Raw genomic sequence first — 21,799 nt, 5'->3', positions numbered from 1 at the left:
CGGAGGAGGAGCGGGTGACGGACAGCGGCGCCGGGGAACTGGAACGGCTGCGGGCGCGGGTCGCCGTACTGGAGGCGGAGCGGCGCCCGCGGCACCGTCGGCCACCGACCGCACCGCACCGCACCGCACCGCACCGCGCCGATCCCGGACCGGACCCGGGGCCGGGGGCCGCGTCGGGTGTCACCCGTTTGGCGTAACCCCCCTGGTGGCGGGGGTGACGCGGCCGGATGGTCGAAGCACCACACACCACAGAGAGGTGGGGCACGGCCATGACCCAGCAGCCGCATTCGACGCAGCAGCCGCACTCGACGGCCCCCGGCCAGGAGACGCCTCCGGTCTGGAACGACTCCGGTCAGGCCCCCGGCACCCGGGGCCACGTCCCGCCCCCGCCCGGCGGCGGCCTCGCGATGGGCGGCGCGGTCTTCGCCGGCGTCCTGATGCTGATGAACGGCGTCATCGCCATCCTCCAGGGCATATCCGCCCTCGCGAAGGACGACGTCTACACTCGCGTCGGCTCGTACGTCTACAGCATCAACCTCACCGGCTGGGGCGTCATTTTCCTCTGCCTCGGCGCCGTCGGCGTGGTCACCGGCTGGGGCATCCTGCGCGGCATGAGCTGGGCCCGCGTCTGCGGCATCGTCCTCGCCAGCCTCAGCGCCATCCTCCAGTTCATGTTCCTGCCGTACGCCCCGGTCTGGTCGGTGATCATGATCGCGGTCGACGTGTTCGTGATCTGGGCCCTGGCGACGTACAACCCGGAGCGGGCGGGCGTACGCCAGTAAGCACACCGGTGAGCGGGCCGGCCGGGCCAGCGGGCCGGTCGGCGGGCGACGCGGTGAGCGGGACGGTGCGGGGCGCCGGACGGTTCTTACGAATTGGGGACGTCCGGCGCCCTGAGCCGGTGCGGGGCGGCACCGGAGGTCGGCGGGGTGCGAGGCTGGCAGCATGCAGCAGCCGCAGGAGAGGCCCGGGAAGGCCGGACGGGTCGAGGACACGGGTGAGCCCGGCGGAGCCGGCGGCGCCCGTGTGCTGGTCGTCGACGACGACCCGACCGTCGCCGAAGTCGTCTCCGGATATCTCGACCGCGCCGGATACATCGTCGAACGGGCCGGGGACGGCCCCCAGGCACTGGCCCGGGCCGACGCCCACTGGCCCGACCTGGTGGTGCTCGACCTGATGCTGCCCGGCATGGACGGCCTGGAGGTCTGCCGCCGGATGCGGGGCCGCGGGCCCGTCCCGGTCATCATGCTCACCGCCCGGGGCGACGAGGACGACCGCATCCTGGGCCTGGAGGTCGGCGCCGACGACTACGTCACCAAGCCCTTCAGCCCCCGGGAACTGGTCCTGCGCGTCGACTCCGTACTGCGCCGCTCCCGCACCCCGGTCGGCTCGGCCGCCCCGCTGAACGCCGGCGGCCTGGCCGTCGACCCCGCCGCCCGCCGCGCCAGCAAGGACGGTGTCCCGCTCTCCCTCACCCACCGCGAGTTCGACCTCCTCACCTTCTTCCTCCGGCACCCGGGGCGGGTCTACGGACGCGAGGACCTGATGCGCGAGGTGTGGGGCTGGGACTTCGGCGACCTGTCGACCGTCACCGTGCATGTGCGGCGGCTGCGCGGCAAGGTCGAGGACGATCCCGGCCGCCCGCGCTACATCCAGACCGTGTGGGGCATCGGCTACCGCTTCGACCCCCAGCAGAGCGACGAGGGCTGACCGATGTACGACGCCCTGCTCATCGCCCTGTTCGCCTTCCTCGGGGCCGCCGCCGCCGGGGTGCTCGGCGCCGGTGCCCTGTGGCTGCTGCGCCGGCGCTCGCTGACCGCGTCCGTCGCCGTGGTCGCCGCCGTCGCCGTGACCGCGATGCTCGCCGGAACCCTGGCGGTGGCCCAGGCCATGTTCCTCTCCTCGCACGATCTGTCCGTCGTCACGACCGTCGTCGCGATGGCCGCCGTCGTCTCCCTCCTCACCGCCCTCCTGCTGGGCCGCTGGGTCGTCGCCCGCAGCCGTGAACTCGCCCTCGCCGCCCGTGACTTCGGCGACGGCGGTGACTTCTCCGCCCCGGTCGGCCCCGCCACCGCCGAACTCGCCGACCTCAGCCGCGAGTTGGCCGCCACCAGCGCGAAGCTCGCCGAATCCCGCGACCGCGAACGGGCGTTGGAGTCATCCCGCCGTGAACTCGTCGCCTGGATCTCCCACGACCTGCGCACCCCGCTGGCCGGTCTCCGTGCGATGTCCGAGGCCCTGGAGGACGGCGTCGCCGCCGACCCCGACCGCTACCTCCGCCAGATCCGCACCGAGGTCGAACGCCTCAACGACATGGTCGGCGACCTCTTCGAACTCTCCCGCATCCACGCGGGTTCCCTCGCCCTCACCCGCTCCCGCATGTCCCTCTACGACCTGATCGGCGACGCCCTCGCCGGGGCGGACCCCCTCGCCCGCGAGCTGGGCGTCCGGCTCGTCGGCGACCGCATCGAACCGGTGCCCGTCGAGGTGGACGGCAAGGAGATGAGCCGCGTCCTGGGAAACCTGCTGGTCAACGCCATTCGTCGGACCCCCGCCGACGGCACCGTCGCCATCGCCGCCGAACGCTCCGCCGACGGGGTCGTCCTCTCCGTCACGGACGGCTGCGGCGGTATCCCCGAGGACGATCTGCCCCGGGTCTTCGACACCGGCTGGCGCGGCACCCACGCCAGAACTCCACCGGCCGGGGCCGGTCTCGGCCTCGCGATCGTGCGCGGCATCGTCGAGGCCCACGAGGGCCGGGCCGCCGTACGGAACGTCTCGGGCGGCTGCCGCTTCGAGGTCATCCTCCCGGCCGCGGAGGCCTGAGCCCGGCCGCGGAGGCCTGAGCCCACCGGTGAACGGCCGCGGGGGCCTGAGCCCACCGGTGACTCGGTGAGCCGAACCCCGTACTTCGCGAGCCCAGCCGTCACCCGCGGGGCCGCCTGTCACCCCGCGGGCCGACCCGTCACACGTGGCCTATGCCGCCGCCCCCGAAGGAACCGCTTCGTCCCGGCAGCCAGCGCAACCGGCTCTGGTCCTTTCCCGTTCTCGTCCCGGAAGGATGGAGCTGGTAGGGCATCAGCCGCTCCCCCTCCTCGGTGGCGACGGGCATCTCGTCGGGCTCGCGCATCTCGCGCACCTCGCGGACGGCCCCGCCCACGGGGAGGTGGGGCTGCTCCTCGGGGAGCGGCCGGGGGGATTCCTGGTCCCGGACCTTCATACCGAAATGGATGGCCCAGACCAGCGCGCCTGCGATCAGCAGGCCACCGAGAAAAGCAGCGCCCACGTCGAGCGTGTTGTGCGACGCGGCCAGTACTTCGTACGTTGCCATGCTCATACTCCGAGTATCACTCTTTGGGCGTAATTTGTGCGATTCGGGTCATGTATTCCTTCACCTCGTCGGGGTCCCGGGTCAGCAGTGCCACGTGGTTGTCGGGCCGGACCAGGACGAGCGCCGGGTCGGTGACGCCGTACGCCCGATGCGCGTGCCCCTCGTGGTCCCGCAGGTCACCGCCGTCCACCGCGAACGCCTGCACCAGCCCCTCGTGCTCGGCCTCCAACTTGCCCACCGCGCCCGCGACTTCGGCACCGAAGCCGAGCAGCGTGAACCGCGGGTCCGCGTACACCTGGAACAGCCGCACCGGGTCGCCCGCGGCGTCCAGACACGGAGCGTCCGGGGCGCGGTCGCCGGGGCGCAGGACGTCGGGGTCACCGACGGTCGCGGGATCGGCGGCGACGGGATCGGCGAGGGAACCCCGGGCGAGGGAGCTCCAGCGGTACCCCGTGCCCATCGGCGGCGGGGCGGCGGCCTCGACGCCGGTGCCGGGTTCCCTGACCGCCTCGCGCACCCGGGCGTACAGATCGGTGCTGATCCCCAGGGTCCAGGCGGCCACCGGGAGGCGCTCCTCCTCGTAGGTGTCCAGGAGCCCGGGGTCCGCCAGTCCGGCGGCCGTGAGGGCGAGCTTCCAGCCCAGGTTGTAGGCATCCTGGATGCCCGTGTTCATGCCGAGGCCGCCGGCGATCGGGTGGATGTGGGCCGCGTCCCCGGCCAGGAGGACCCGGCCGACGCGCAACCGGTCGGCCATGCGGACGTTGACCCGCCAGACGGAGAGCCAGGTCGGGTTGGTGAGCGTGACGCCGGGCACGCCCGCGTACCGCTCGAAGATCCGCTGGAAGCTCTCCAGCGACGGTGGCAACGGCTCGCCGTCCGCGTCGAGTTCGGGTCCTGACTGGAACTGGAAGGAGTTCGTGCCGGGCATCGGGCAGAGCATCACACCGGCCCCGTCCGACGCGAACCACTGGTGCCAGACGTCCCGGCTGATCCCCTCGGCCTCGACGTCGCCGACGACCATCGACTGGGTCTCGTCCGTCGTCCCGTCGAAGCGCACCCCCATCGCCCTGCGCACCCGGCTGCGCCCGCCGTCGCAGCCGACGAGGTAACCGGCCCTGATGTGCCCGCCGTCGGCGAGGAGCGCCGTGACACCGTCCTCGTCCTGCTCGAACCCGGTGACCTCCGTGCCGGACTCGACGCCGACGCCGAACTCCGCGAGCCGCTCGCGCAGGAGCCGCTCCACCTGCCACTGCCCTATGAGGAGCCCCCGCTCGTACGGCGCGTCCGGTGTGGGGCGGGCGTCGGCGAAGGGGTCCGTGTCGTTCACGTGCGCGCCGTCGAAGTACTTGCGGAACGGCAGCCGGGTCGTCCCGGCGGCGAGGGCGCCCTCGGTGATGCCGACGTCCTCCAGGACCTCGAGCGTGCGCGGCTGGAGCCCCTTGCCCCGGGACTCCCGGTGCGGGGCCGGCGCCGCGTCCACGATCCGCACCCCCGCACCGCGCCGGGCCAGCTCGACGGCGAGCGTGAGCCCGGTCGGCCCGGCGCCCACGATCAGCACATCCTCGTCCCGTGCCACGCCGTCGGTCATGGCGGCCCCTCTCGTCGTCGTGCGTCCATGGAACATCGTCCGACGAGAAAATGCAACCAGGTCTCAGAAGTTTCTCGACCTCAGAAGTGCCCCGGACTCATGAGAGTCTTGGTATCAAAGGTTTCCTGGCCTCATTCGAGCCCGAGACTCACCTCTCGTGTAGACTGTCCGGCATGGACGAACCCGCAGGCCTGCGCGAGCGGAAAAAGGAACGCACGCGGAATCTCATCGCGCAGGAAGCCCTACGCCTCTTCCGTGCGCAGGGCTTCGACGAGGTGTCCGTGGTCGAGGTCGCGGCCGCGGCGGAGGTCTCCAAGGCCACGCTGTTCCGGTACTTCCCGACCAAGGAGGACCTGGTCCTGCACCGCTTCGCCGACCATCTCGGCGAGGCGGCCCGGGTGGTGCGGGCGCGCCCCGCCGGTGTGACCCCGACGGCCGCCCTGCGCGACCACTTCCTGGCCGGCCTGGCCGCCCGCGATCCGATCACGGGTCTGAACGACCACCCCGAGGTCCTCTCCTTCCAGGACCTCATCTACCGCACGCCCAGCCTTCGCATCGGCATGCGCCTGCGCTACACCAGCGAGGACGTCGACGCACTCGCCGACGCCCTCCCGGCCGATCCGCACGACCCCGGCGGCACCCCACCCGTCGTGAGACACCTGGCCGCGGCCCATCTGATCGCCGTACAGCAGGAGTTGGGGCAGGAGAACTGGCGGACGATCACGTCGGGACGCACCGCCGACGAGGCGTACGCCGATGCCGTGACGGCCGCGGAGCGGGCGTACGGGCAGCTCATGACCGGGCTGCCCTACGCCTGACGCTCGATGGGGGAGGGACCTGACACTCAGTTGGAGAAGTACAGGTACTTCCACCCGGTGTACGTGGTCGAGTTGACCGTGTCCCCGGACGAACCGTTGATGTACGCGGACCGGACGCGGGCCTTGATCCCGGACTGGCCGGGGGCGCCGAGGTCCACGGCGACCTTGCCGTTCGTGCCCAGGGCGAAGTACTCCGAGTCGGAGTCGTACCACCTGCCGTTGTAGTAGACCTGAAGGTCGAGCCGCTCCTGGCGGTTCTTGTAGTACGTCATCGTCGTCGTGACGACCGGCGCCGAGTTCTTGTGGAACCAGTAGTACGACGTCGAGCCGATCTTCGCCGTCTTGTAGTGCCTGCTGATCGCGGTGGACACCTTGACCTTGGCGTACGCCGTGACCTTCACCGTCTTGGACGCGTAGCGGGCGTCACCGGCGAAGACCGCGGAGACGGCCGTGTCGCGGGTCATGTCCACGGTCACGGAGATGTTGCCGCTGGAGTTGACCTTGCCGGTCTTGACCAGCTTCTTCGGCTTGTCGCCGCCGAAGGGGTCCGAGTAGATCGCGACCGTGCGGTTCTTGTAGGTCGTGCCGAGGTGCGCGGTGAACTTCACGTCGGCGCCGTAGCCGTACAGCTTGCCGTTGTTGTTCAGGCTCAGGGTCGTGGCCGCGCGGGAGACGGCGACCTTGTCGGAGGCGCTGACCGCCGCGTGCCCGGCGTCGCCCGCGTAGCTCACCTTGTACGTGACGGTGCCACCGACCGGCGGGGTGTCCGTGAAGGAGTAGGTGCCGTTCGCCTTCACCGTGACGCTGGGCAGCGCCTTGCCCTTGGTGGACTCCAGGTCGGTGCGCGTGACCTGGAGCTTCACTCCGGCGGGCAGCGCGACCGTCGCCGAGAGCTTGCCGGTGACGGTGAGCTTCTTGGCGCGGGCGGCGGAGGAGGGGGCGCTGACCGTGAGGGTCGGCACGTTCTTCTCCGGGTCGGTCAGCGCCTTGAGCGTGTAGCCGCCGCCGGACTTCCCGACCAGCGCGAAGATCCGTGAGTTGTCCGGCGCCCAGGTCAGGGCGGCCATGTCGAACGTGCCGAGGGCGTAGGTGCGGATCGCCTTCGTGGCGTTCGGCTTGTACGTCGCGATCGAGGTGCCGCTCGCCACCGCGACCGTCCCGTCCGGGGCGATGTCGGCGGGCAACCCGCCCGGGTAGGTCCCGGCCCCGGTGAACGTGCCGCCTGCGTAGGCGTCCCGCACCGAGCCGTTGACCAGCACCTCGTCGGCGCCGGGCACCAGGTCGATGTCCCAGATACCGCTGTTGAGCGTGTAGTCGCCGTGGTAATAGGCGATCTTCTGCGGGGTGGCGCCCGAGACGTCCAGGACGGCCATCGAGTCCGTCGAGATGCCGGTCTCGCCGACGGCCAGCACGCCCGGCCGGGACGCGGCGGTGTCGAGGAGCCCAATGCCGTAGATCGAGACGCCGTCCGGCATCAGGCCGAGCGTGACCGGGTCGGTGCCGCTCGCCGGGTCCGTCGCCGGGTCGAAGGAACCGAGGCCGCCGCCCGACTGGTCGCCGTAGGTGAACCACACCTTGCCGGCGGAGAAGGCGAGATTGCGCGGGCCCTGGCCGGTGGCGACCGGGTAGCGGGCCTTCACATCGAGGGTGGTCGCGTCGAGCGCCACGATCTCGTGGGTGCCCTGGGCCGCCGCGTAGACGGTGGTTCCGTCGTCGGAGACGGTCAGGGCGCTGACCCCGCTGATGCCGCTCACCGAGGCGACGACATTGCCCGAGTAGTCGGTGCCCACGACCCAGCCGGTCGAACTGTCGCCGACGAACACCCGCTTGAGGGCGCCGTCCGCGACGAGCCCGCCGGGAGAGGTGATGTTGGCGGGCGCGGCCGAGGCCGTACCCGTCGCCACGACGCTGAGCGCCGCCGAACCGAAAAGGACCGCGAGCGCTGTCGCGGTCGAGATGCTGCGCATCCGCACGAGCTGTTCCCCCCACAAGGAAAACCGGTCCGGGGACCGGGAGTTGAGAGCGCCGCGCAGCACCCGGACATGACCGCGGATGAGAGACGCGGTGACGCGCGGGGCGCGGCTGCTCGGAGCAGCCTATGACATGCCTGTGACAGTGGGGAAAGGAGTTTGTCACGGGGGAGGCCGCCGGGAGGGCGCCGCCCGGGTCACGTCGACCGGCCGTGCCGACGTGCCCGTCCCCGTGGAACTGTCCACCCGGTACGACGCCGTGTACCGGCCCGGGTCGTGGTGTCCCGCACCACGCCCTGAGCCGGTCCTGGGACGTCTGTCTACGTCAGTTCTGGTGGACGACGTTGCGGCCCGGCCCGCCCGACAGGACGTCCGTGCCCGCGCCGCCCCAGAGGGTGTCGTTGCCGGAGTTGCCGTAGATCGTGTCGGCGCCCGCGTCGCCGTAGAGGACGTCGTTGCCCGTGCCGCCGTAGATGAAGTCGTTTCCGGCGCCGCCGTGAATCCTGTCGTTGCCCGCGCCGCCGGTCAGGCTCTGGGCGGCCGCGCCACCGGTGATGACGTCGTTGCCCGCTCCGCCGTCGGCCGCGGCGCCCGAGGTCGTGATGGTGTCGTTCCCGTTGCCGCCCTGCGCGATGGTCTCGGCGCCGCCCTTGAGGGTGTCGTTGCCGTCGTCGCCCCAGCCCACGGAGTACTTGCCGAGGGTGAGGGTGTCGTTGCCGGTGCCGCCCGCGATGTAGTTGCCGTCGACGCTGCCGTCGTCGGTGGCCTTGTCGTTGCCCGCGCCGAGGTTGGCCGAGGCGAAGTAGTAGGTCTGCCCGGTCCTGTTGTGGTAGGCGAGCGTGTCGTTGCCGTTGCCGAGCGTCAACTGAAGGGTGGGGTAAGGGTCCTGGCTGTCCAGCGTGGTGACCGTGCAGGAGACCTTGGTGTGGTCCGAGGCGCTGGGGTACGCGCAGCCCGCGCCCGGCTTGATGGTGACCACGTCGTCGATGACGTACGTGATGTTGCCGGTGCCGGTCACCCAGGTCGCGGTGACGGCCACCTTGTTGGCCTGGCCCGCGGCGGCGGTGTAGACGACCTGCTGGCCGCCGGAGTCGAGCGCGGCGGTGGCCGGCGCGGTGGCCGCGCCCGCCGTACCGGCGAGGAGCAGCGGGGCGACCAGCGCGGTGCCGGCCGCGAGCGTCAGCGCCGCGGCGGAACGCAGGGTACGGCGACGGGCGGAACGAGAAGACATGGCACAACCTCCGTGGAACGTATGGGGAGTTGGGTCAGAACGAGGAATCCGGATTCCGGCACATCGTCTGACCCTCCCTCGCTGTTCTTGGTTGTGCGTCCTTGCGTCCGGGTGGCATATCGCCGCGAAGTGTCAGCCGTGATTCAGCGCGAATTCATGAACTGGCCCGCTGATCCACCACAACCCTCGCTAAGGGGTGCGGGCCAGTTCGTCCGCGGCACGGCGGAACGCCCACCGCAACTCCGGTTCCATCACGCCCCGGAACACCCGCCGCACCGGCGCGGTGCACAGCGCGGTCACGACGACGGCGGCAACCACCGTCACCGTGACCTCGCCGAGGGGGCCATGCATCCACGAAGGGTCGTACCAGCCCCAGGACTTGGCGCCCTGGGCGACGAACCCGTGCAGCAGATAGCCGTAGAGCGTGCCCGCGCCCAGCGCGGTGAACCAGGTGCGGCGGCGCGGCACCCAGGCCAGGAAGCAGGCGACGAGGAGCGTCGAGCAGGCGAACAGGGCCAGCGTCATCAGCGGCCCTTGCCAGGCGGGCGCGCCGAGTTGCTCGGCGCTCGCGTTGTGGAAGAACCAGGAGTAGTCGAAGCGCGGCACCGACCAGTACGCGACCGCGAGCGCGACGGCGAACACCGGCACCGCCAACTGCCGTACCTCGGGCCGCCGTACGAGCTGGAAGTGCTCCGGCTTCAGACACAGCCCGAGCACGAAGTACGGCAGGAACTGCAACACCCGTTGCAGATCGAGGTCGTTGCCGATGGAGGGAGAGAGCGTCGCCAGCATCGCGATCACCAGCGCCACCGGCAGCGGCTGCCGTATGTGCTTCCAGATCGGCGTGGTCAGCCGCCACACGAACAGCGCCGCCAGGAACCACGTCAGATACAGCGGGTCCAACAGGCTGATGGCGCGGTCGGGTTGGTGGTCCGTCCACCGCGTGTACAGCGTGTACGCCGTCTCGAAGACGACGTACGGCACCACGACTCCCCCCAGCAGCCGCCGGATCTGCGGCGGCGTCGCCCGGAAGCTCCGCGAGAAGTACCCGGAGATCACGATGAACGCCGGCATGTGCACCGCGTACACCAGCGTGTACAACGCGGTGACGCTACGGCTGCCCGACCGCAGCGGCTCCCAGGAGTGGCCGATCGCCACCAGCACGATCGCCAGGTACTTGGCGTTGTCGAAGAACGGGTCGCGTTGCTTTCCCGGGGTGCGCTCCGCCGGGGGGACGGCGGCGGGCGCGGGGGAGGGCCGGGCGGAGCCGAGGGCCCCGGCGGAGGCGGAGCCCCCTGTGGAGGCGGTGGGAGAAGCACGCATTCGGCTCGCCTGACCGCTTCCCGGCGATCCAAACATCGGGAGCGCCTCTTTTTTGGCGCGGGCGGGCTCCGCGCGAGGACGTCGTAGCGACGGTTTTGCCAGGAGATGGAATTCCGGCAGGTCAGCCCGGTGCGCGCGGGGAGTTATCGTCCGATCTGCTTGTTCACACTTCTCACAGGAGCTTCATGCGCCTCAAGCAGGTCTCGCTCACGGCGGCGATATCGGTCGTCGCCGGGCTGGCCACCGCGACCGTCGGCCTCACCGGCACCGCCGCCCGGGCCGACAGTACGGCCGCGCTGCCGCTGTCCCACTACGCGCACATGCTGGTCGACAGCGCCCACCAGCACCTCTTCTTCAGCCAGGGCGCCGGTTCGACCGGCATCCTGGTGACGGACCTGGCAGGCGACCCGGTCACCACCCTCACCGGCGAACAGGGCGCCACGGGGCTGGCGTTGTCCCCGGACGGCGCCACCCTGTACGCGGCGCTCACGGACGGTGACGCGGTCGCCGCGATCGACACGGCGACGCTGACCGAGTCCGCGCGCTACGCGACCGGCACCGGCAGCGGGCCCGTCTCCGTCGCGGTGGCGGGCGGGAAGCTCTGGTACGGATACACGGCGGACGGCGGGGGCGGCATCGGGTCCGTGGACCCGGCCGCCGCCGCACCGGTCGCAACACCCCAGTCCGGCATGGCCAGTTGGGGGAGAGCGCCGCTGCTCGCGACGGGCGGCGGCGTGCTCGCGGCCGAGGAGCCGCAGCAGAGCCTCAGCCATGTGGCCACCTTCGACGTGTCCTCCGGAACGGCGACGGTCAAGGCGAACACGACTGTCTACGGCGGTACGGCGACCGGCTTCCAGGTCACCGGCGACGGCACCGAGGTGCTGCTCGCGGCGCCGCAGCAGCCCGCACTGCGGGCCTTCCGCACCTCGGACCTGCTCTCCGCCGCACCGGCCGTGTACAACACCGGTGGCGGCAACTCCGCGCCCGGCGCGCTCGCCCTGGACACCGACGGGACCATCGCGGTCAGCGGATCGGCCGGTGCGGACGGGCAGGTGTACCTCTACGCCGGTTCCACCGCCGCCGAGCACCACTACGTCTTCCCGTCCCGGACCCTGGCCCCGGACGGCCTGGCGTGGGCGGGCGACGGCACGACGCTCTACGCCGTCGCGCGGGACCCCTCCTCGGGCGCCTACCTCCTCCACGTACTGGGCGACGCCAAACTCACCGACAGCCGCGTGTGGCTGACGGCATCTCAGCGAGCCGTCCCCACGCAGCAGTTCACGATCGCGGGCTCGCTGACCACCGACGGGTTCCTGCCGACGGGCGCGAAGCTCCATGTCACCCGTGACGGCGCCGAGTTGCCGGATGCCGTGGTCGGCGCGGACGGCACGTTCTCCGTCAGCGACACCCGGCCGGACGCGGGCGCGTACACGTACACGGTGTCGTACGACGGAGACGCCACGCACCGGCCCGCGACGCTCTCGCTGACGGTGCACGTGGCACTGCTGTCGACCGGCATCACCGGCCCGGACCTCAGCTCGGCGACGCCCGACTCGGTCGTCTTCACAGGATCGCTGATCACCGAGTCCCACCTCGGCAGCCTCCCCCAGGGCACCAGCGTCCAGGTGTCCCGGACCGACGAGGACACCCAGCAGACGGTCCAACTCCCGTCCGTCGCGGTCGATCCGGCGACGACGGAGTTCACGGTCGCCGACGCTCCGCACAGCGCGGGCCGGTTCACGTACCACCTCTTCTACGCGGGCGACGCGACGCACGACCTGACCGCCGCCGACGCGTCCGTGCAGGTCGCGCCGTACGCCCCGGCCCTCGCCCTCAAGCCCCCGGCGACCGCCACCCGCGCCGCCGCCCTCACCTTCGGCGGCACGCTCGGCGACGGCCCCTACCCCACCGGCGAGACGGTCACCGTGTCCCGCAAGGACGCGGCCCACACCACAACTCCCGTCACCTGGACGGTTCCTGTGGGCACCGACGGCGGGATCACCGTCAAGGACACCCCGACCACCGGCGGCGCCGACACCTATACCGTGAGCTACCCGGGCGACGCCGCGCACCAGGCAGCCACGGCCTCGGCGACCGTCCAGGTGTCCCGCGCCGCGACGGCCGTCTCCGTCACCAGCGACGCGTCGACGTACGCCTACGGCGCGACGGCCACCGTCACCGCGCACCTCGGCACGACGTACAACAGCCGTACGGTGTCGATCTACGCGACGCCCGCCGGCGGCAGGAAGACGCTGGTGAAGACAGCGGCCGTGGACAGCAAGGGCAACCTGAAGGCGACCTTCAGGACCACCCGCAACACGACGTTCACGGCGTCCTTCGCGGGCGACTACCGCTACGCCCCGGCCACCGCCACCCGTACCGTCCACGGCCAGGTCGGCATCGCGGAGAAGCTGGGCGGCTACTACACCAGCACCAAGTACGGCACGGTCACCTACCGCGTCTACCACCACACGGTGAAGCCGCAGGTGTCCGGCACGGTGTCGCCGGCCAAGTCCGGGCAGTGCATGCGGTTCCAGGCCCAGGAGTACGTCCACAGCGCCTGGCACACGCTCACCACGTCCAGCTGCTTCTCCATGACCCCGGACAGTGTCGGGGTGACTCGCCTGAGCCTCACGAACGCGGTCGGGCAGAAGTTCCGGGTGCGCACCGAGTACGTGGCGAGCGCGCAGGACACCACCAACGTCACCACCTGGGGCGGCTGGCTCTACCTGACGGTCAGGACCTGAGCCGCCCCACGGTCCTCAGCTCTCCCTGGGCCCCGCCTGCTGCACCACCTCGAACGTCCACAGCGTCGAGTCCGTGGCGGCGGGCCGGGGCCGCTCACCCTGCGGGGAATCCTGAGCGGAACCCTGCGCGCCGCCCTCCTGGGCCGGGCCCCGGTGGGCGGCGCGGCCCCCCATGCCGGACATCCAGTTCTGGAAGTCCTCCTCGGCACGCCAGCGCGTGTACACGAGGTAGGTGTCGGTGCCCTCGACGGGACGCAGCAGCTCGAACCACTCGAACCCGTCCGAGCTGTCCACCGTCCCGGCCCGGTTCACGAACCGCTTCTCCAGCGTCTCGCGCTGCTCCTCGGGGACGGTGAGTACGTTGATCTTGACGATGCTCATGGGGCCCATTGTTCAGCAGGTGGGTCCTCAGGGCCGCAGACCCTCCCGGAAGGTCCGCCGGTACGTCTCCGGCGGCACCCCCAGAACCCGGTTGAAGTGCCGCCGCAACGTCGCCCCGCTGCCCAGCCCGCAGCCGGCGGCGACCTGGTCGATGCCCTGGTCGGTCCGTTCCAGCAACTCCTGCGCGCGGTTGACCCGTTGGGCCAGAAGCCATCGCAGGGGACTGGTGCCGGTGACCGCGTGGAAGTGGCGGGTGAGGGTGCGCGGGCTCATCGCCGCGCGCCGGGCGAGAGCGGTGACGGTGAGCGGCTCGTCGAGGCGGGCCGCCGCCCAGGCCAGCACCTCCGTGAGGACGTGTTCCGTCCCGTCGCGCGTGCCGTGCGACACCGGTGCCGGGATGAACTGCGCCTGCCCGCCCAGCCGGTGGGGCGGTACGACCAGGGTGCGGGCGAGCGTGTTGGCCACCGCGGCGCCGTGATCGGTGCGGACGACGTGCAGGCACAGGTCCATCGCCGCCGACTTGCCCGCCGAGGTGAGCACGGTGCCCTCGTCGACGTAGAGCACGTCGGGTTCGACCCGCACCTCGGGATGGCGGGCGGCCAGGACGTCGGTGTGCGCCCAGTGGGTCGTGGCGCGCCGCCCGTTCAGCAGTCCGGCGGCGGCCAGCACGAAGGCACCCGTGCAGAGCGAGACGATCCGGGCGCCCGCGTCGTGCGCCGCCCGAACCGCCTCCACCAGCGCGGGCATCGGCTCCTCGTCGACGTCGTGGCAGGCCGGGACGACGACCGTCCGGGCCGTGGCCAGCGCGTCGAGCCCGTGCCGGGTGTCCGCCCGCAGCCACCCCCCGACCCCGGCCGCGGCCGGACCGCACACGGTCAGCTCGTACCAGGGCTCGGCGATCCCCCGGTCCACGCCGAACACCTCGTAGGCGGAGGAGAGTTCGAAGAGCGGGGTGCCGTCCGCGACGGCCAGGGCCACCGTGTGTCCCGCGGGCTTTCCGTCCGTACCCATGTCCGAAACTGTACGGGCATCGTCGTTCCGGCCACTGGAGCGCGGGGCGCCCGACCGCGAACCTTGCCCCATGACCACCGATCACCGCACCCGGCCGCACGCCACCCCCGCGACCCCCGCCCGCGTCACCGTCATGGGGGCCTACGGCCACACCGGCCGCTTCGTCGTCGCGGAACTCCGGCGTCATGGCCTCGTACCGATCCTGTCCGGACGCACCCCCCAACGGCTCGCCGCACTGGGAGAGTTGCACCCGGACCTGGAGACCCGCCCGGCCACGGTCGACGACCCCGACTCCCTCGACCGCGCTCTCGCCGGTGCTTCCGCGGTGATCAACTGCGCGGGCCCGTTCGCCTCGACGGCGGCCCCGGTGATCGACGCGGCCCTGCGCGCGCACGTGCCGTATCTCGATGTCACGGCGGAGACCGAGGTGGTCCTCGACACGCTCGCCGCCTACGGCGACCGAGCCCGCGCGGCCGGCGGCCTGATCGTCCCGGCGGTCGCGTTCTACGGCGGCCTCGGCGACCTCCTCGCGACGGCGGCGGCCGGCGACTGGACGACCGGAGACGCGGACACGGGCACCGCCGTGGACAGGATCAGCATCGCCTACGCCCTCAGCGGCTGGCGCCCCACCGACGGCACGCGGATCACGGGCCAGGTGTCGTCGGCCCGGCGCTCCGGCGGCCGCATCCTCTACGCGGACGGCCGCCTGCGGACCCGGTCCGGTGACGCCCCCCGCGCCGACTGGACGTTCCCGGACCCGATCGGAACCCGGCCCGTCGTGGGCGAGTTCACCATGGCCGACAGCGCGACCATCCCAACTCACCTGGCCGTAAAGGACATTGACACCTGCATGACGGTGTCCGCCGTGGACGACCTGCGCTCTGCCGACCCATCAGGGCCCGTCGCCGTGGACGAGTCCGGGCGCTCCGCGCAGACCTTCCTCGTCGAGGTCGTGGCGACCCGCGACGGCGAGACCCGCCGTGCCGTCGCCTCCGGCCAGGACATCTACGCCGTCACCGCGCCCCTCGTGGTGGAGGCGGCCCGCCGTGTGCTCGCCGACCCGCACCGGCCGTCCGGGGTGGTCACCGCCGGTGCCCTCGCGGACCCGCGCGACTTCCTCACCTCGCTGGCGCCGGGGCACTTGACGCTCGACTTCACGAACTGACATGACCCCGGGGGCGGTTGTGTGTCGAACGGCCGCCCCCAGCGCCCCCTTTCGGGTGATCTCGGGACGGCATAACAGACGTAACGTTTCCTCACTTCGGTCGCTGAGCTGGGGTTTTGCGGACGAGCGCGCGAAACTGCGCACGTATTCGAAGCGCGTCACGCCCACGCCCCCCACGTGATCCGAATTACAGTCGTGCCGCTCGTCCAAGATCACTTCCCATCGAGGCGTGTGTGACCTTCCGACTGCCCAGCGCAGCCCCGCCCTTGAAGACGCCGCAGACGGCCGTCCTCGAGGGTCTCGCCGGTTTCGTCCCCCCGGACGCGGTGTCGAACGACGCCCTGCCCGTCGCGTGGGACGTCGACGACGCCTGGGTCCGCAGACGCACCGGCATCGGCGAACGCCGCCGCGCCGCACCCGGCGTCACCACCGGCGACCTCGCCCTGACGGCCGCCGCCCGCGCACTCGCCGTCGCCGGGGACCCCCTGGTCGACGCCGTGATCGTCACCACCTCCACCCCCGACCGCCCGATGCCCGCCATGGCCCCCCGCCTCGCCAACCGCCTCGGCCTCGGCGAGATCGCCGCCTGGGACGTCTCCGCCGCGTGCAGCGGCTTCGTCTACGGCCTCGCCGCCGCCGTCGGCGCCCTGACCTCGGGGTGCGCCGACCGCGTCCTGCTGGTCTCGGCCGAGGTGTACTCGACACTGCTCGACCCGCAGGACCGTTCCGCCGGAATCCTGTTCGGGGACGGCGCCGGGGCGGTCGTGCTGCGGCGCGGCGAACGGGACGAACCCGGCGCCGTCCTCGCCCTGGACCTCGGCGGCGACGGCTCCGGCGACGAACTGATCCAGGTGCCCGGCGGCGGTGCGCGGGAACGCTCCCGCCCCGCCGACTACGGCCCGGACGACCGCTACTTCCGCATGCGGGGACGTGAGGTGTTCCAGCACGCGGTCTCGCGTATGACCCAGTCGGCCCACACCGTGCTCAAGCGCGCGCACTGGGCGGCCGAGGATGTGGACCGGTTCTGCGCCCATCAGGCGAACGCCCGGATCCTGTCCGCCGTCGGCGACCGCATCCCGGTCCCCGGCGAACGGCACGTCACCAACATCGAGCGGGTCGGCAACACCGGCGCCGCCTCCATCCCGCTGGCCCTCGCCGACGCCCAGTCGCGAGGTGAACTCCGGCCCGGCGAACGGGTGTTGCTCACCGCCTTCGGCGCCGGACTCACCTGGGGCTCGGCGGCCCTGGTCTGGCCGGAGCTGCCGGCCGTACCCCGGATCGACGATCTCGATCATCCCGCCCCACGGGCGACCCCGGTCGCCTGAGACACCGCACGTCCGAATCACCGCACACCCGAACCGCCGCACGTCCGAAGCACCGCACGAGACCCCGCCCGAACCTTCGCCGGAAACCCCGCCCGAACCCTTGCCGGTGCCGGGGCGCGACGCCGCCCCCCGGCACTCGGCGCCGGATACGCGCGAAACAGGTCGGACGACCTCGTTCCGCTGTCCGTTTATCCGCCCGCCCACCGATCCCGCCCGCTGATCCAGCCCCCCGATCCAGCCCCCCGATTCAGCCACTTTTCCCATCCGCCGATCCATCCGCCGACCCCACCCCTCGAAAGGAACCCCATGTCCCCCGTCCAGTCCGCCGTGACCGCCGTACTCACCGAGAAGTTCGAGGTCAGCCCCGAGCACATCCGTTCCGAGGCCACGCTGGAGAGCCTCGACCTGGACTCGCTCGCGCTCGCCGAACTCGCCCTGGCGCTCCAGGAGACGCTGGGGGTTCCGGTGGCGGAGGACGAGGCCGCCAAGCACAGCACCGTGGGCGAGCTGGTCGCCACGCTGAACGCCAAGCGCGCGTGATGCAGGCCTCCCGCACTCCCGTCTCCGTCACCGGCCTGGGGCTCATCACCCCGGCCGGGGTCGGCCGCGAGGAGACCTGGCAGGGGGTCCTGAGCGGGCGGTCCACCGCCGCCACCGACCCCGAACTCAAGGGCTGCGCCGTCGACTTGTCCTGCCGCACCCCGCTGATGACCCCGGAGCAGGCCCGGATCGGCGGCGGCAAGGCGTGGCGCATGGGCCGGTTCAGCCAGCTCGCCGTACTCGCGGCGCGCGAGGCCGTCGCCGACGCCGGACTCGACCCGGCCGGATGGGACGGCGCGCGGGTCGCCGTGGTGATCGGTTCGGGGCTCGCCGGAGCCGCGCATCTGGAGGACCAGACCCTCCGCCACCACCAGGGCGGACCCGAGCTGGTGTCGCCCGCGCTGGTGCCCATGCTGATCTCCAACATGGCTGCCGGGGAAGTGCTGTTGGACCTCGGCGCCCGTGGCCCGTCCCTCGCGACCGAGAGCGCGTGTGCCTCCGGCGCGAGCGCCCTGGCCGTGGCGCGGGGACTGCTGCTCGCCGGGCTGTGCGACATCGCGGTGGCGGGCGGTACGGAGGCGGCCGTCACCCCGGTGATCACCTCCGGGTTCCAGCGGATGGGGGCGCTGTCGTCCCGCGTCGACACCCCCGAGACCGCCTCACGCCCCTTCGCGGCGGACCGGGACGGCTTCGTCATCTCCGAGGGCGCCGCGATCCTCGTCCTGGAACGCGAGGCGGACGCCCGCGCCCGTGGACAGCGGCGCTACGCCCGTCTCGCGGGCGTCGGTCAGACGTCCGACGCGTATCACCCGACTGCCCCCGCACCGGGCGGAGTTCACGCCGAGGCGGCGCTGCGGGCGGCGCTCACGGAGGCGGGGCTCGGGCCCGGGGACATCGATCACGTCAACGCGCACGGGACCTCGACACCGCTCAACGACCTGACCGAGGCGGAGTTGATCCAGCGGGTGCTGCCGCACCGGCCGAGTGTCACCGCCGCCAAGGGAGTTCTGGGGCACAGCCTCGGCGCGGCCGGTGCGATCGAGGCGGCGCTCACCGCCCTGACCGTGCACCGCGCCACCGTCCCGCCGATCGCCAACCTCACCCCGGCCGCCCTCCCCTTCGACCTGGACTGCGTCACGGGCCGCCCCCGCGCCCAGCGCGTCCGGGCCGCCGCCAGCCACTCCTTCGGCTTCGGCGGCCACAACGTGGTGCTGGTCCTCACCGGCGAGGACTGAACACGGGGGAGCAAACGCCGGGGACTTGACACCCGGGGCTGATCACCGATCGCCGGGGGCCGATACCCAGGACCCAGGACCCAGGACCGACGACCACGACCGAGGAGGGACCCATGACCGTTCACAGCAGGATCGTTCACGCCGCCGTCCACGTCCCCGAGGGACGCCAGACCGTGGCCGCGGTGGAGGACCGGTTCCGCGCGGGCAGCCCCGGCGTTCCGCTCTCCCGAGGCGTGCTCCAGCGTATGTATGGGCTGGCCGAGCGCACGGTGGCCGACGACCTGGAGCAGCCCTCCGACCTGGCCGCCCACGCGGCCCGGCGCCTGTTCGCGGACACCGGCACCGACCCGGGCGCCGTCGACCTGCTGCTCTACGCCGGAATCCTCGCCGACATGGAGGAGCCGGCGACCGCCCATGTCGTCGCCGACAAACTCGGCCTGGGCTGCCCGGTGTTCGACCTGAAGAACGCGTGCAACGGCGTCCTCAACGCGCTGGAGGTCGCCGACGCGTTCATCCGGAGCGGCCAGTACCGGCGGGTGCTGGTGACCACCGCCGAGGTGAGCACCCGGGAGAGCCGCTGGGAACTGGACGACCCCGCCGACCTGTCGACCGCGCTGCCCAGCCTCAGCACCGGCGACATGGGCTCGGCGCTGCTGGTGGAGGCGGGGGAGCGGCCCGGCATCCTCGGCTCCCGGTTCTTCGCCAACTCCTGGGGCTGGCGCGCGGCGACCCTCCCCAACCCGTACGCGCAGCACCGCACACTCGGCCATCTCCGCATCGACTCGGCCGAGTTGGTCGGGTCATTCGACGGGCTGCCCGGCAAAGTGCGGGGCGCGCTGCGGGAGTTGGGCGTCGAGGGCGACGACCTCGACCTCGTCTGTGTGCACCAGCCGTCGGTGCCGTTCACCAAGGTCGTCTGCGACTGGGTGGGCGTGGACCCGGGCCGCATCCTGGCCACCTTCCCCACCCACGGCAACGTCGCGACCAACACCATCCCGCTCCAGCTCGCCGCCGCCCTCGACAGCGGACGCCTCCAACGCGGCGATCTGGTGGGCATGTTCGGCTTCGCGAGCGGGGCGAGCGCGGGGGTGGTCGTGTGCCGCTGGTGAAGGTGCCCGGCAACCACGACAGTTCCCCAGACTCCGGCACCGCAAGAAGGTGAGAGCCACATGACCGCGACCCGCACCCCGCGCATCCCTCCCCTCCCGCCCGCCCAATGGCCCCCGGTCCTGCGGTCGTTGCTCGCCGACTCCCGCCAGGACGGTCCCGGCCGGGAGAACCTGTTCGGCACGCTCGCCCACCACCCCGTCCTCGCCCACGCCTGGCTCTCCCTCGCCCGTGTCCTCACCCACGAGGGCACCCTCGGCCATCGAAGACGCGAGCTGATCGTGCTGCGGGTCGCGCACCGGCTCGACGCGCCCTACGTCCACGGGCGCCACCGCGTCCCGGCCGAGGAAGCCGGGCTGACGGGCGTGGAGATCGACGCGACGGCGGCCGACCTGGCCGTCCACCCCTGGCAGCCGGAGGACCGCGCCCTCCTGGAGGCGGCCGACCTGCTGGCCGCCAACTCCCCGATCCCCGGCGGCCTGTGGGACCGACTGGCCCGCTCCCTCACCCCCGAGCAACTCGTCGAACTCCTGGTCCTGGCCGGCCAGACCGCCACCATGTGCACGACGCTCAACACCCTCCGCACCCCCTCCGACCGGCAGCCCTCGCTCACCGTGCTCCTGGAACGGGACCGCTGCCGCGGCGCGGGCCAGTGCGTGGACGTGGCGCCCGAGGTGTTCGAGCAGGACGCGTCGGACGGCCGGGTCACCCTGCTCGTCCCGGACCCGGACGCGCGCTACGCCGACGAGGTGCGCTTCGCCGCCGACCTGTGCCCGAGCGGCGCCATCACACTCGTCGACCACGAGGAGACCGCCCACTCATGACCGCCACCACGCTGCCCGCCCTCACCCTCCCCGCCCCCTACGGGAGGTGTCCCTTCGACCCGCCGCCCGCCTACACCGCCGCCGCCCGCGAGGCCGCCGTCTCCCGCGCCACGCTCCCGGACGGCACCGCGTGCTGGCTGGTCACCGGCTACGACGAGGTCCGTGCCGTGCTGGCCGACGCCCGCTTCAGCGCGGACGCGCGCACCCCGGGCTTCCCGTTCCTCTCCGCCGGGCAGCGCGAACTGGCCACCGCCAAGCCGAGTTTCATCCGCATGGACGACCCCGAGCACGCCCGGCTGCGCCGCATGGTCACCAAGGACTTCCTGGTCAGGCGGATCGAGGAACTGCGCCCCGGCATCCAGGCCATCGTCGACCGCGCCGTGGACCGCATGACCGAGGGGCGCGAGTCGGCCGACCTGGTGGCGGACTTCGCGCTGCCGATCCCGTCGCTGGTCATCTGCCTGATGCTCGGGGTGCCGTACGAGGACCACGACCTGTTCCAGTCGCTCAGCCGCACCCTTCTCGACAACCGCACCAGCCGCCCGGAGGCGGAGCGGGCGCACGCCGAACTCATGGGCTATCTGGCCGAGTTGGCGGAGCGGAAGCGGCGCGAGCCCGGTGACGACATCCTCAGCCGGCTCGTCGCCCGGGACGACCTCACCGACCAGGAGACCGCGTCACTCGGCTTCCTGCTGCTGGTCACCGGGCACGAGTCGACCGCGAACATGACCGCCGTCAGCGTGCTGGCCCTGCTCCGCCGCCCCGACCAGGCGGAACTCCTGCGCGCGCAACCGGAGTTGGTGCGCGGGGCCGTGGAAGAACTTCTCCGGCACCTCACGATCATCCACCTCGGTCTCGGCCGGGCGGCGACCGAGACCGTGCGGGTGGGCGAGGTGACGATCCCGGCGGGCGAGGGCGTGATCTGCATGCTGTCCACGGCCAACCGCGACGAGCGACTCTTCGCGTCCGGCGCCGACTTCGACCTCACCCGCGACGCCCGCCGCCACCTCGCCTTCGGCTACGGCGTCCACCAGTGCCTGGGCCAGACCCTGGCCCGGGTGGAACTCCAGATCATCTTGACCACGTTGCTCCGCCGCCTGCCCGCCCTGCGCCTGGCCGTTCCGGCGGACCGGCTCACGTACAACCAGGACGCGATCGTGTACGGGCTGCGGGAACTCCCGGTGACCTGGGCCTAGTTCGGGT

20 protein-coding genes are annotated in these 21,799 nt (G+C 72.1%); 13 read left to right on the top strand and 7 right to left on the bottom strand.

What is annotated here, in order from left to right; genetic code table 11:
- Window positions 1-14 precede the first annotated feature (14 nt).
- The 4 genes from ACIRB1_RS21215 (at window position 15) to ACIRB1_RS21200 (ending at window position 2,826) form a co-directional block, all read left to right on the top strand.
- Complete coding sequence (locus ACIRB1_RS21215; RefSeq protein ID WP_403466571.1) at window positions 15-197, top strand: hypothetical protein; 183 nt, start codon at window positions 15-17, stop codon at window positions 195-197.
- A gap of 72 nt (window positions 198-269) precedes the next feature.
- A complete protein-coding gene (locus tag ACIRB1_RS21210; protein ID WP_403466570.1) occupies window positions 270-782 on the top strand; it encodes a hypothetical protein in 513 nt (170 codons plus the stop codon).
- 163 nt (window positions 783-945) lie between these two features.
- Window positions 946-1,710 carry a response regulator transcription factor gene (locus ACIRB1_RS21205; RefSeq protein WP_352180007.1) on the top strand — a complete coding sequence of 255 codons (765 nt, stop codon included), beginning with the start codon at window positions 946-948 and terminating at the stop codon, window positions 1,708-1,710.
- Window positions 1,711-1,713: 3 nt separating this feature from the next.
- Window positions 1,714-2,826, top strand: coding sequence for a HAMP domain-containing sensor histidine kinase (locus tag ACIRB1_RS21200; RefSeq protein WP_352180008.1), 1,113 nt, complete (start codon window positions 1,714-1,716; stop codon window positions 2,824-2,826).
- Window positions 2,827-2,965: 139 nt separating this feature from the next.
- Here ACIRB1_RS21200 and ACIRB1_RS21195 read toward each other — a convergent pair whose 3' ends face one another.
- Together ACIRB1_RS21195 and ACIRB1_RS21190 are read right to left on the bottom strand one after the other, a co-directional pair.
- Window positions 2,966-3,337, bottom strand: coding sequence for a DUF6479 family protein (locus ACIRB1_RS21195; protein ID WP_403466569.1), 372 nt, complete (start codon window positions 3,335-3,337; stop codon window positions 2,966-2,968).
- A 10-nt stretch (window positions 3,338-3,347) separates the two neighbouring features.
- Window positions 3,348-4,919, bottom strand: a complete 1,572-nt coding sequence (locus tag ACIRB1_RS21190) for an FAD-dependent monooxygenase (protein ID WP_403466568.1) — start codon at window positions 4,917-4,919, stop codon at window positions 3,348-3,350.
- 173 nt (window positions 4,920-5,092) lie between these two features.
- Here ACIRB1_RS21190 and ACIRB1_RS21185 point away from each other — a divergent pair, with 173 nt between their 5' ends.
- Complete coding sequence (locus ACIRB1_RS21185) at window positions 5,093-5,737, top strand: TetR family transcriptional regulator (RefSeq protein WP_403466567.1); 645 nt, start codon at window positions 5,093-5,095, stop codon at window positions 5,735-5,737.
- Between the two features lie 26 nt (window positions 5,738-5,763).
- Here the strand turns inward: ACIRB1_RS21185 and ACIRB1_RS21180 are convergent, their stop codons facing one another.
- The 3 genes from ACIRB1_RS21180 to ACIRB1_RS21170 form a co-directional block, all read right to left on the bottom strand.
- Window positions 5,764-7,704, bottom strand: coding sequence for a YncE family protein (locus tag ACIRB1_RS21180; protein WP_403466566.1), 1,941 nt, complete (start codon window positions 7,702-7,704; stop codon window positions 5,764-5,766).
- 328 nt (window positions 7,705-8,032) lie between these two features.
- Window positions 8,033-8,938, bottom strand: coding sequence for a calcium-binding protein (locus ACIRB1_RS21175; protein WP_352180013.1), 906 nt, complete (start codon window positions 8,936-8,938; stop codon window positions 8,033-8,035).
- A 189-nt stretch (window positions 8,939-9,127) separates the two neighbouring features.
- Window positions 9,128-10,261, bottom strand: coding sequence for an acyltransferase family protein (locus tag ACIRB1_RS21170; RefSeq protein WP_403466565.1), 1,134 nt, complete (start codon window positions 10,259-10,261; stop codon window positions 9,128-9,130).
- A 185-nt stretch (window positions 10,262-10,446) separates the two neighbouring features.
- Between ACIRB1_RS21170 and ACIRB1_RS21165 the strand changes: the two genes are divergently transcribed.
- Window positions 10,447-13,008 (top strand): hypothetical protein, encoded by a 2,562-nt coding sequence (locus ACIRB1_RS21165; RefSeq protein WP_403466564.1) that lies wholly within the window; start codon window positions 10,447-10,449, stop codon window positions 13,006-13,008.
- Between the two features lie 15 nt (window positions 13,009-13,023).
- Here the strand turns inward: ACIRB1_RS21165 and ACIRB1_RS21160 are convergent, their stop codons facing one another.
- Window positions 13,024-13,389 carry an antibiotic biosynthesis monooxygenase gene (locus ACIRB1_RS21160; protein ID WP_352180016.1) on the bottom strand — a complete coding sequence of 122 codons (366 nt, stop codon included), beginning with the start codon at window positions 13,387-13,389 and terminating at the stop codon, window positions 13,024-13,026.
- Window positions 13,390-13,416: 27 nt separating this feature from the next.
- Window positions 13,417-14,400 carry a helix-turn-helix domain-containing protein gene (locus ACIRB1_RS21155; RefSeq protein WP_403466563.1) on the bottom strand — a complete coding sequence of 328 codons (984 nt, stop codon included), beginning with the start codon at window positions 14,398-14,400 and terminating at the stop codon, window positions 13,417-13,419.
- Window positions 14,401-14,470: 70 nt separating this feature from the next.
- On the opposite strand from ACIRB1_RS21155, the gene ACIRB1_RS21150 reads away from it, so the two are divergent.
- The 7 genes from ACIRB1_RS21150 to ACIRB1_RS21120 all read left to right on the top strand — a co-directional run bounded on the left by ACIRB1_RS21150 (window position 14,471) and on the right by ACIRB1_RS21120 (window position 21,792).
- Window positions 14,471-15,565 carry a saccharopine dehydrogenase family protein gene (locus ACIRB1_RS21150; RefSeq protein ID WP_403466562.1) on the top strand — a complete coding sequence of 365 codons (1,095 nt, stop codon included), beginning with the start codon at window positions 14,471-14,473 and terminating at the stop codon, window positions 15,563-15,565.
- Between the two features lie 233 nt (window positions 15,566-15,798).
- Window positions 15,799-16,890: a beta-ketoacyl-ACP synthase 3 gene (locus ACIRB1_RS21145; protein WP_403466561.1), complete on the top strand. Its 1,092-nt coding sequence runs from the start codon at window positions 15,799-15,801 to the stop codon at window positions 16,888-16,890.
- Between the two features lie 306 nt (window positions 16,891-17,196).
- Window positions 17,197-17,430, top strand: coding sequence for a phosphopantetheine-binding protein (locus ACIRB1_RS21140; RefSeq protein ID WP_352180020.1), 234 nt, complete (start codon window positions 17,197-17,199; stop codon window positions 17,428-17,430).
- Window positions 17,430-18,665, top strand: coding sequence for a beta-ketoacyl-[acyl-carrier-protein] synthase family protein (locus ACIRB1_RS21135; protein WP_403466560.1), 1,236 nt, complete (start codon window positions 17,430-17,432; stop codon window positions 18,663-18,665). The genes ACIRB1_RS21140 and ACIRB1_RS21135 overlap by 1 nt, the downstream gene beginning before the upstream one ends.
- A 113-nt stretch (window positions 18,666-18,778) precedes the next feature.
- A complete protein-coding gene (locus ACIRB1_RS21130; protein WP_403466559.1) occupies window positions 18,779-19,774 on the top strand; it encodes a 3-oxoacyl-ACP synthase III family protein in 996 nt (331 codons plus the stop codon).
- Between the two features lie 60 nt (window positions 19,775-19,834).
- Window positions 19,835-20,596: a ferredoxin gene (locus ACIRB1_RS21125; RefSeq protein WP_403466558.1), complete on the top strand. Its 762-nt coding sequence runs from the start codon at window positions 19,835-19,837 to the stop codon at window positions 20,594-20,596.
- Complete coding sequence (locus ACIRB1_RS21120) at window positions 20,593-21,792, top strand: cytochrome P450 (protein ID WP_403466557.1); 1,200 nt, start codon at window positions 20,593-20,595, stop codon at window positions 21,790-21,792. Before ACIRB1_RS21125 ends, ACIRB1_RS21120 begins: the two co-directional genes overlap by 4 nt.
- Window positions 21,793-21,799: the final 7 nt, after the last annotated feature.

Source organism: Streptomyces sp. NPDC096013, from assembly GCF_044763565.1.
GTDB lineage: Bacteria > Actinomycetota > Actinomycetes > Streptomycetales > Streptomycetaceae > Streptomyces.
Note: the sequence above shows the minus strand (reverse complement) of the source record. Positions and strands in the feature narration are given on the sequence as shown.

Bases quoted from the DNA above. Each gene is read 5' to 3' on its own strand.
- ACIRB1_RS21210 (WP_403466570.1), top strand. From the start codon at position 270: ATGACCCAGCAGCCGCATTCGACGCAGCAGCCGCACTCGACGGCCCCC.
- ACIRB1_RS21205 (WP_352180007.1), top strand. From the start codon at position 946: ATGCAGCAGCCGCAGGAGAGGCCCGGGAAGGCCGGACGGGTCGAGGAC.
- ACIRB1_RS21200 (WP_352180008.1), top strand. From the start codon at position 1,714: ATGTACGACGCCCTGCTCATCGCCCTGTTCGCCTTCCTCGGGGCCGCC.
- ACIRB1_RS21195 (WP_403466569.1), bottom strand. From the start codon at position 3,337: ATGAGCATGGCAACGTACGAAGTACTGGCCGCGTCGCACAACACGCTC.
- ACIRB1_RS21190 (WP_403466568.1), bottom strand. From the start codon at position 4,919: ATGACCGACGGCGTGGCACGGGACGAGGATGTGCTGATCGTGGGCGCC.
- ACIRB1_RS21185 (WP_403466567.1), top strand. From the start codon at position 5,093: ATGGACGAACCCGCAGGCCTGCGCGAGCGGAAAAAGGAACGCACGCGG.
- ACIRB1_RS21180 (WP_403466566.1), bottom strand. From the start codon at position 7,704: ATGCGCAGCATCTCGACCGCGACAGCGCTCGCGGTCCTTTTCGGTTCG.
- ACIRB1_RS21175 (WP_352180013.1), bottom strand. From the start codon at position 8,938: ATGTCTTCTCGTTCCGCCCGTCGCCGTACCCTGCGTTCCGCCGCGGCG.
- ACIRB1_RS21170 (WP_403466565.1), bottom strand. From the start codon at position 10,261: ATGCGTGCTTCTCCCACCGCCTCCACAGGGGGCTCCGCCTCCGCCGGG.
- ACIRB1_RS21165 (WP_403466564.1), top strand. From the start codon at position 10,447: ATGCGCCTCAAGCAGGTCTCGCTCACGGCGGCGATATCGGTCGTCGCC.
- ACIRB1_RS21160 (WP_352180016.1), bottom strand. From the start codon at position 13,389: ATGAGCATCGTCAAGATCAACGTACTCACCGTCCCCGAGGAGCAGCGC.
- ACIRB1_RS21155 (WP_403466563.1), bottom strand. From the start codon at position 14,400: ATGGGTACGGACGGAAAGCCCGCGGGACACACGGTGGCCCTGGCCGTC.
- ACIRB1_RS21150 (WP_403466562.1), top strand. From the start codon at position 14,471: ATGACCACCGATCACCGCACCCGGCCGCACGCCACCCCCGCGACCCCC.
- ACIRB1_RS21140 (WP_352180020.1), top strand. From the start codon at position 17,197: ATGTCCCCCGTCCAGTCCGCCGTGACCGCCGTACTCACCGAGAAGTTC.
- ACIRB1_RS21135 (WP_403466560.1), top strand. From the start codon at position 17,430: ATGCAGGCCTCCCGCACTCCCGTCTCCGTCACCGGCCTGGGGCTCATC.
- ACIRB1_RS21130 (WP_403466559.1), top strand. From the start codon at position 18,779: ATGACCGTTCACAGCAGGATCGTTCACGCCGCCGTCCACGTCCCCGAG.
- ACIRB1_RS21125 (WP_403466558.1), top strand. From the start codon at position 19,835: ATGACCGCGACCCGCACCCCGCGCATCCCTCCCCTCCCGCCCGCCCAA.
- ACIRB1_RS21120 (WP_403466557.1), top strand. From the start codon at position 20,593: ATGACCGCCACCACGCTGCCCGCCCTCACCCTCCCCGCCCCCTACGGG.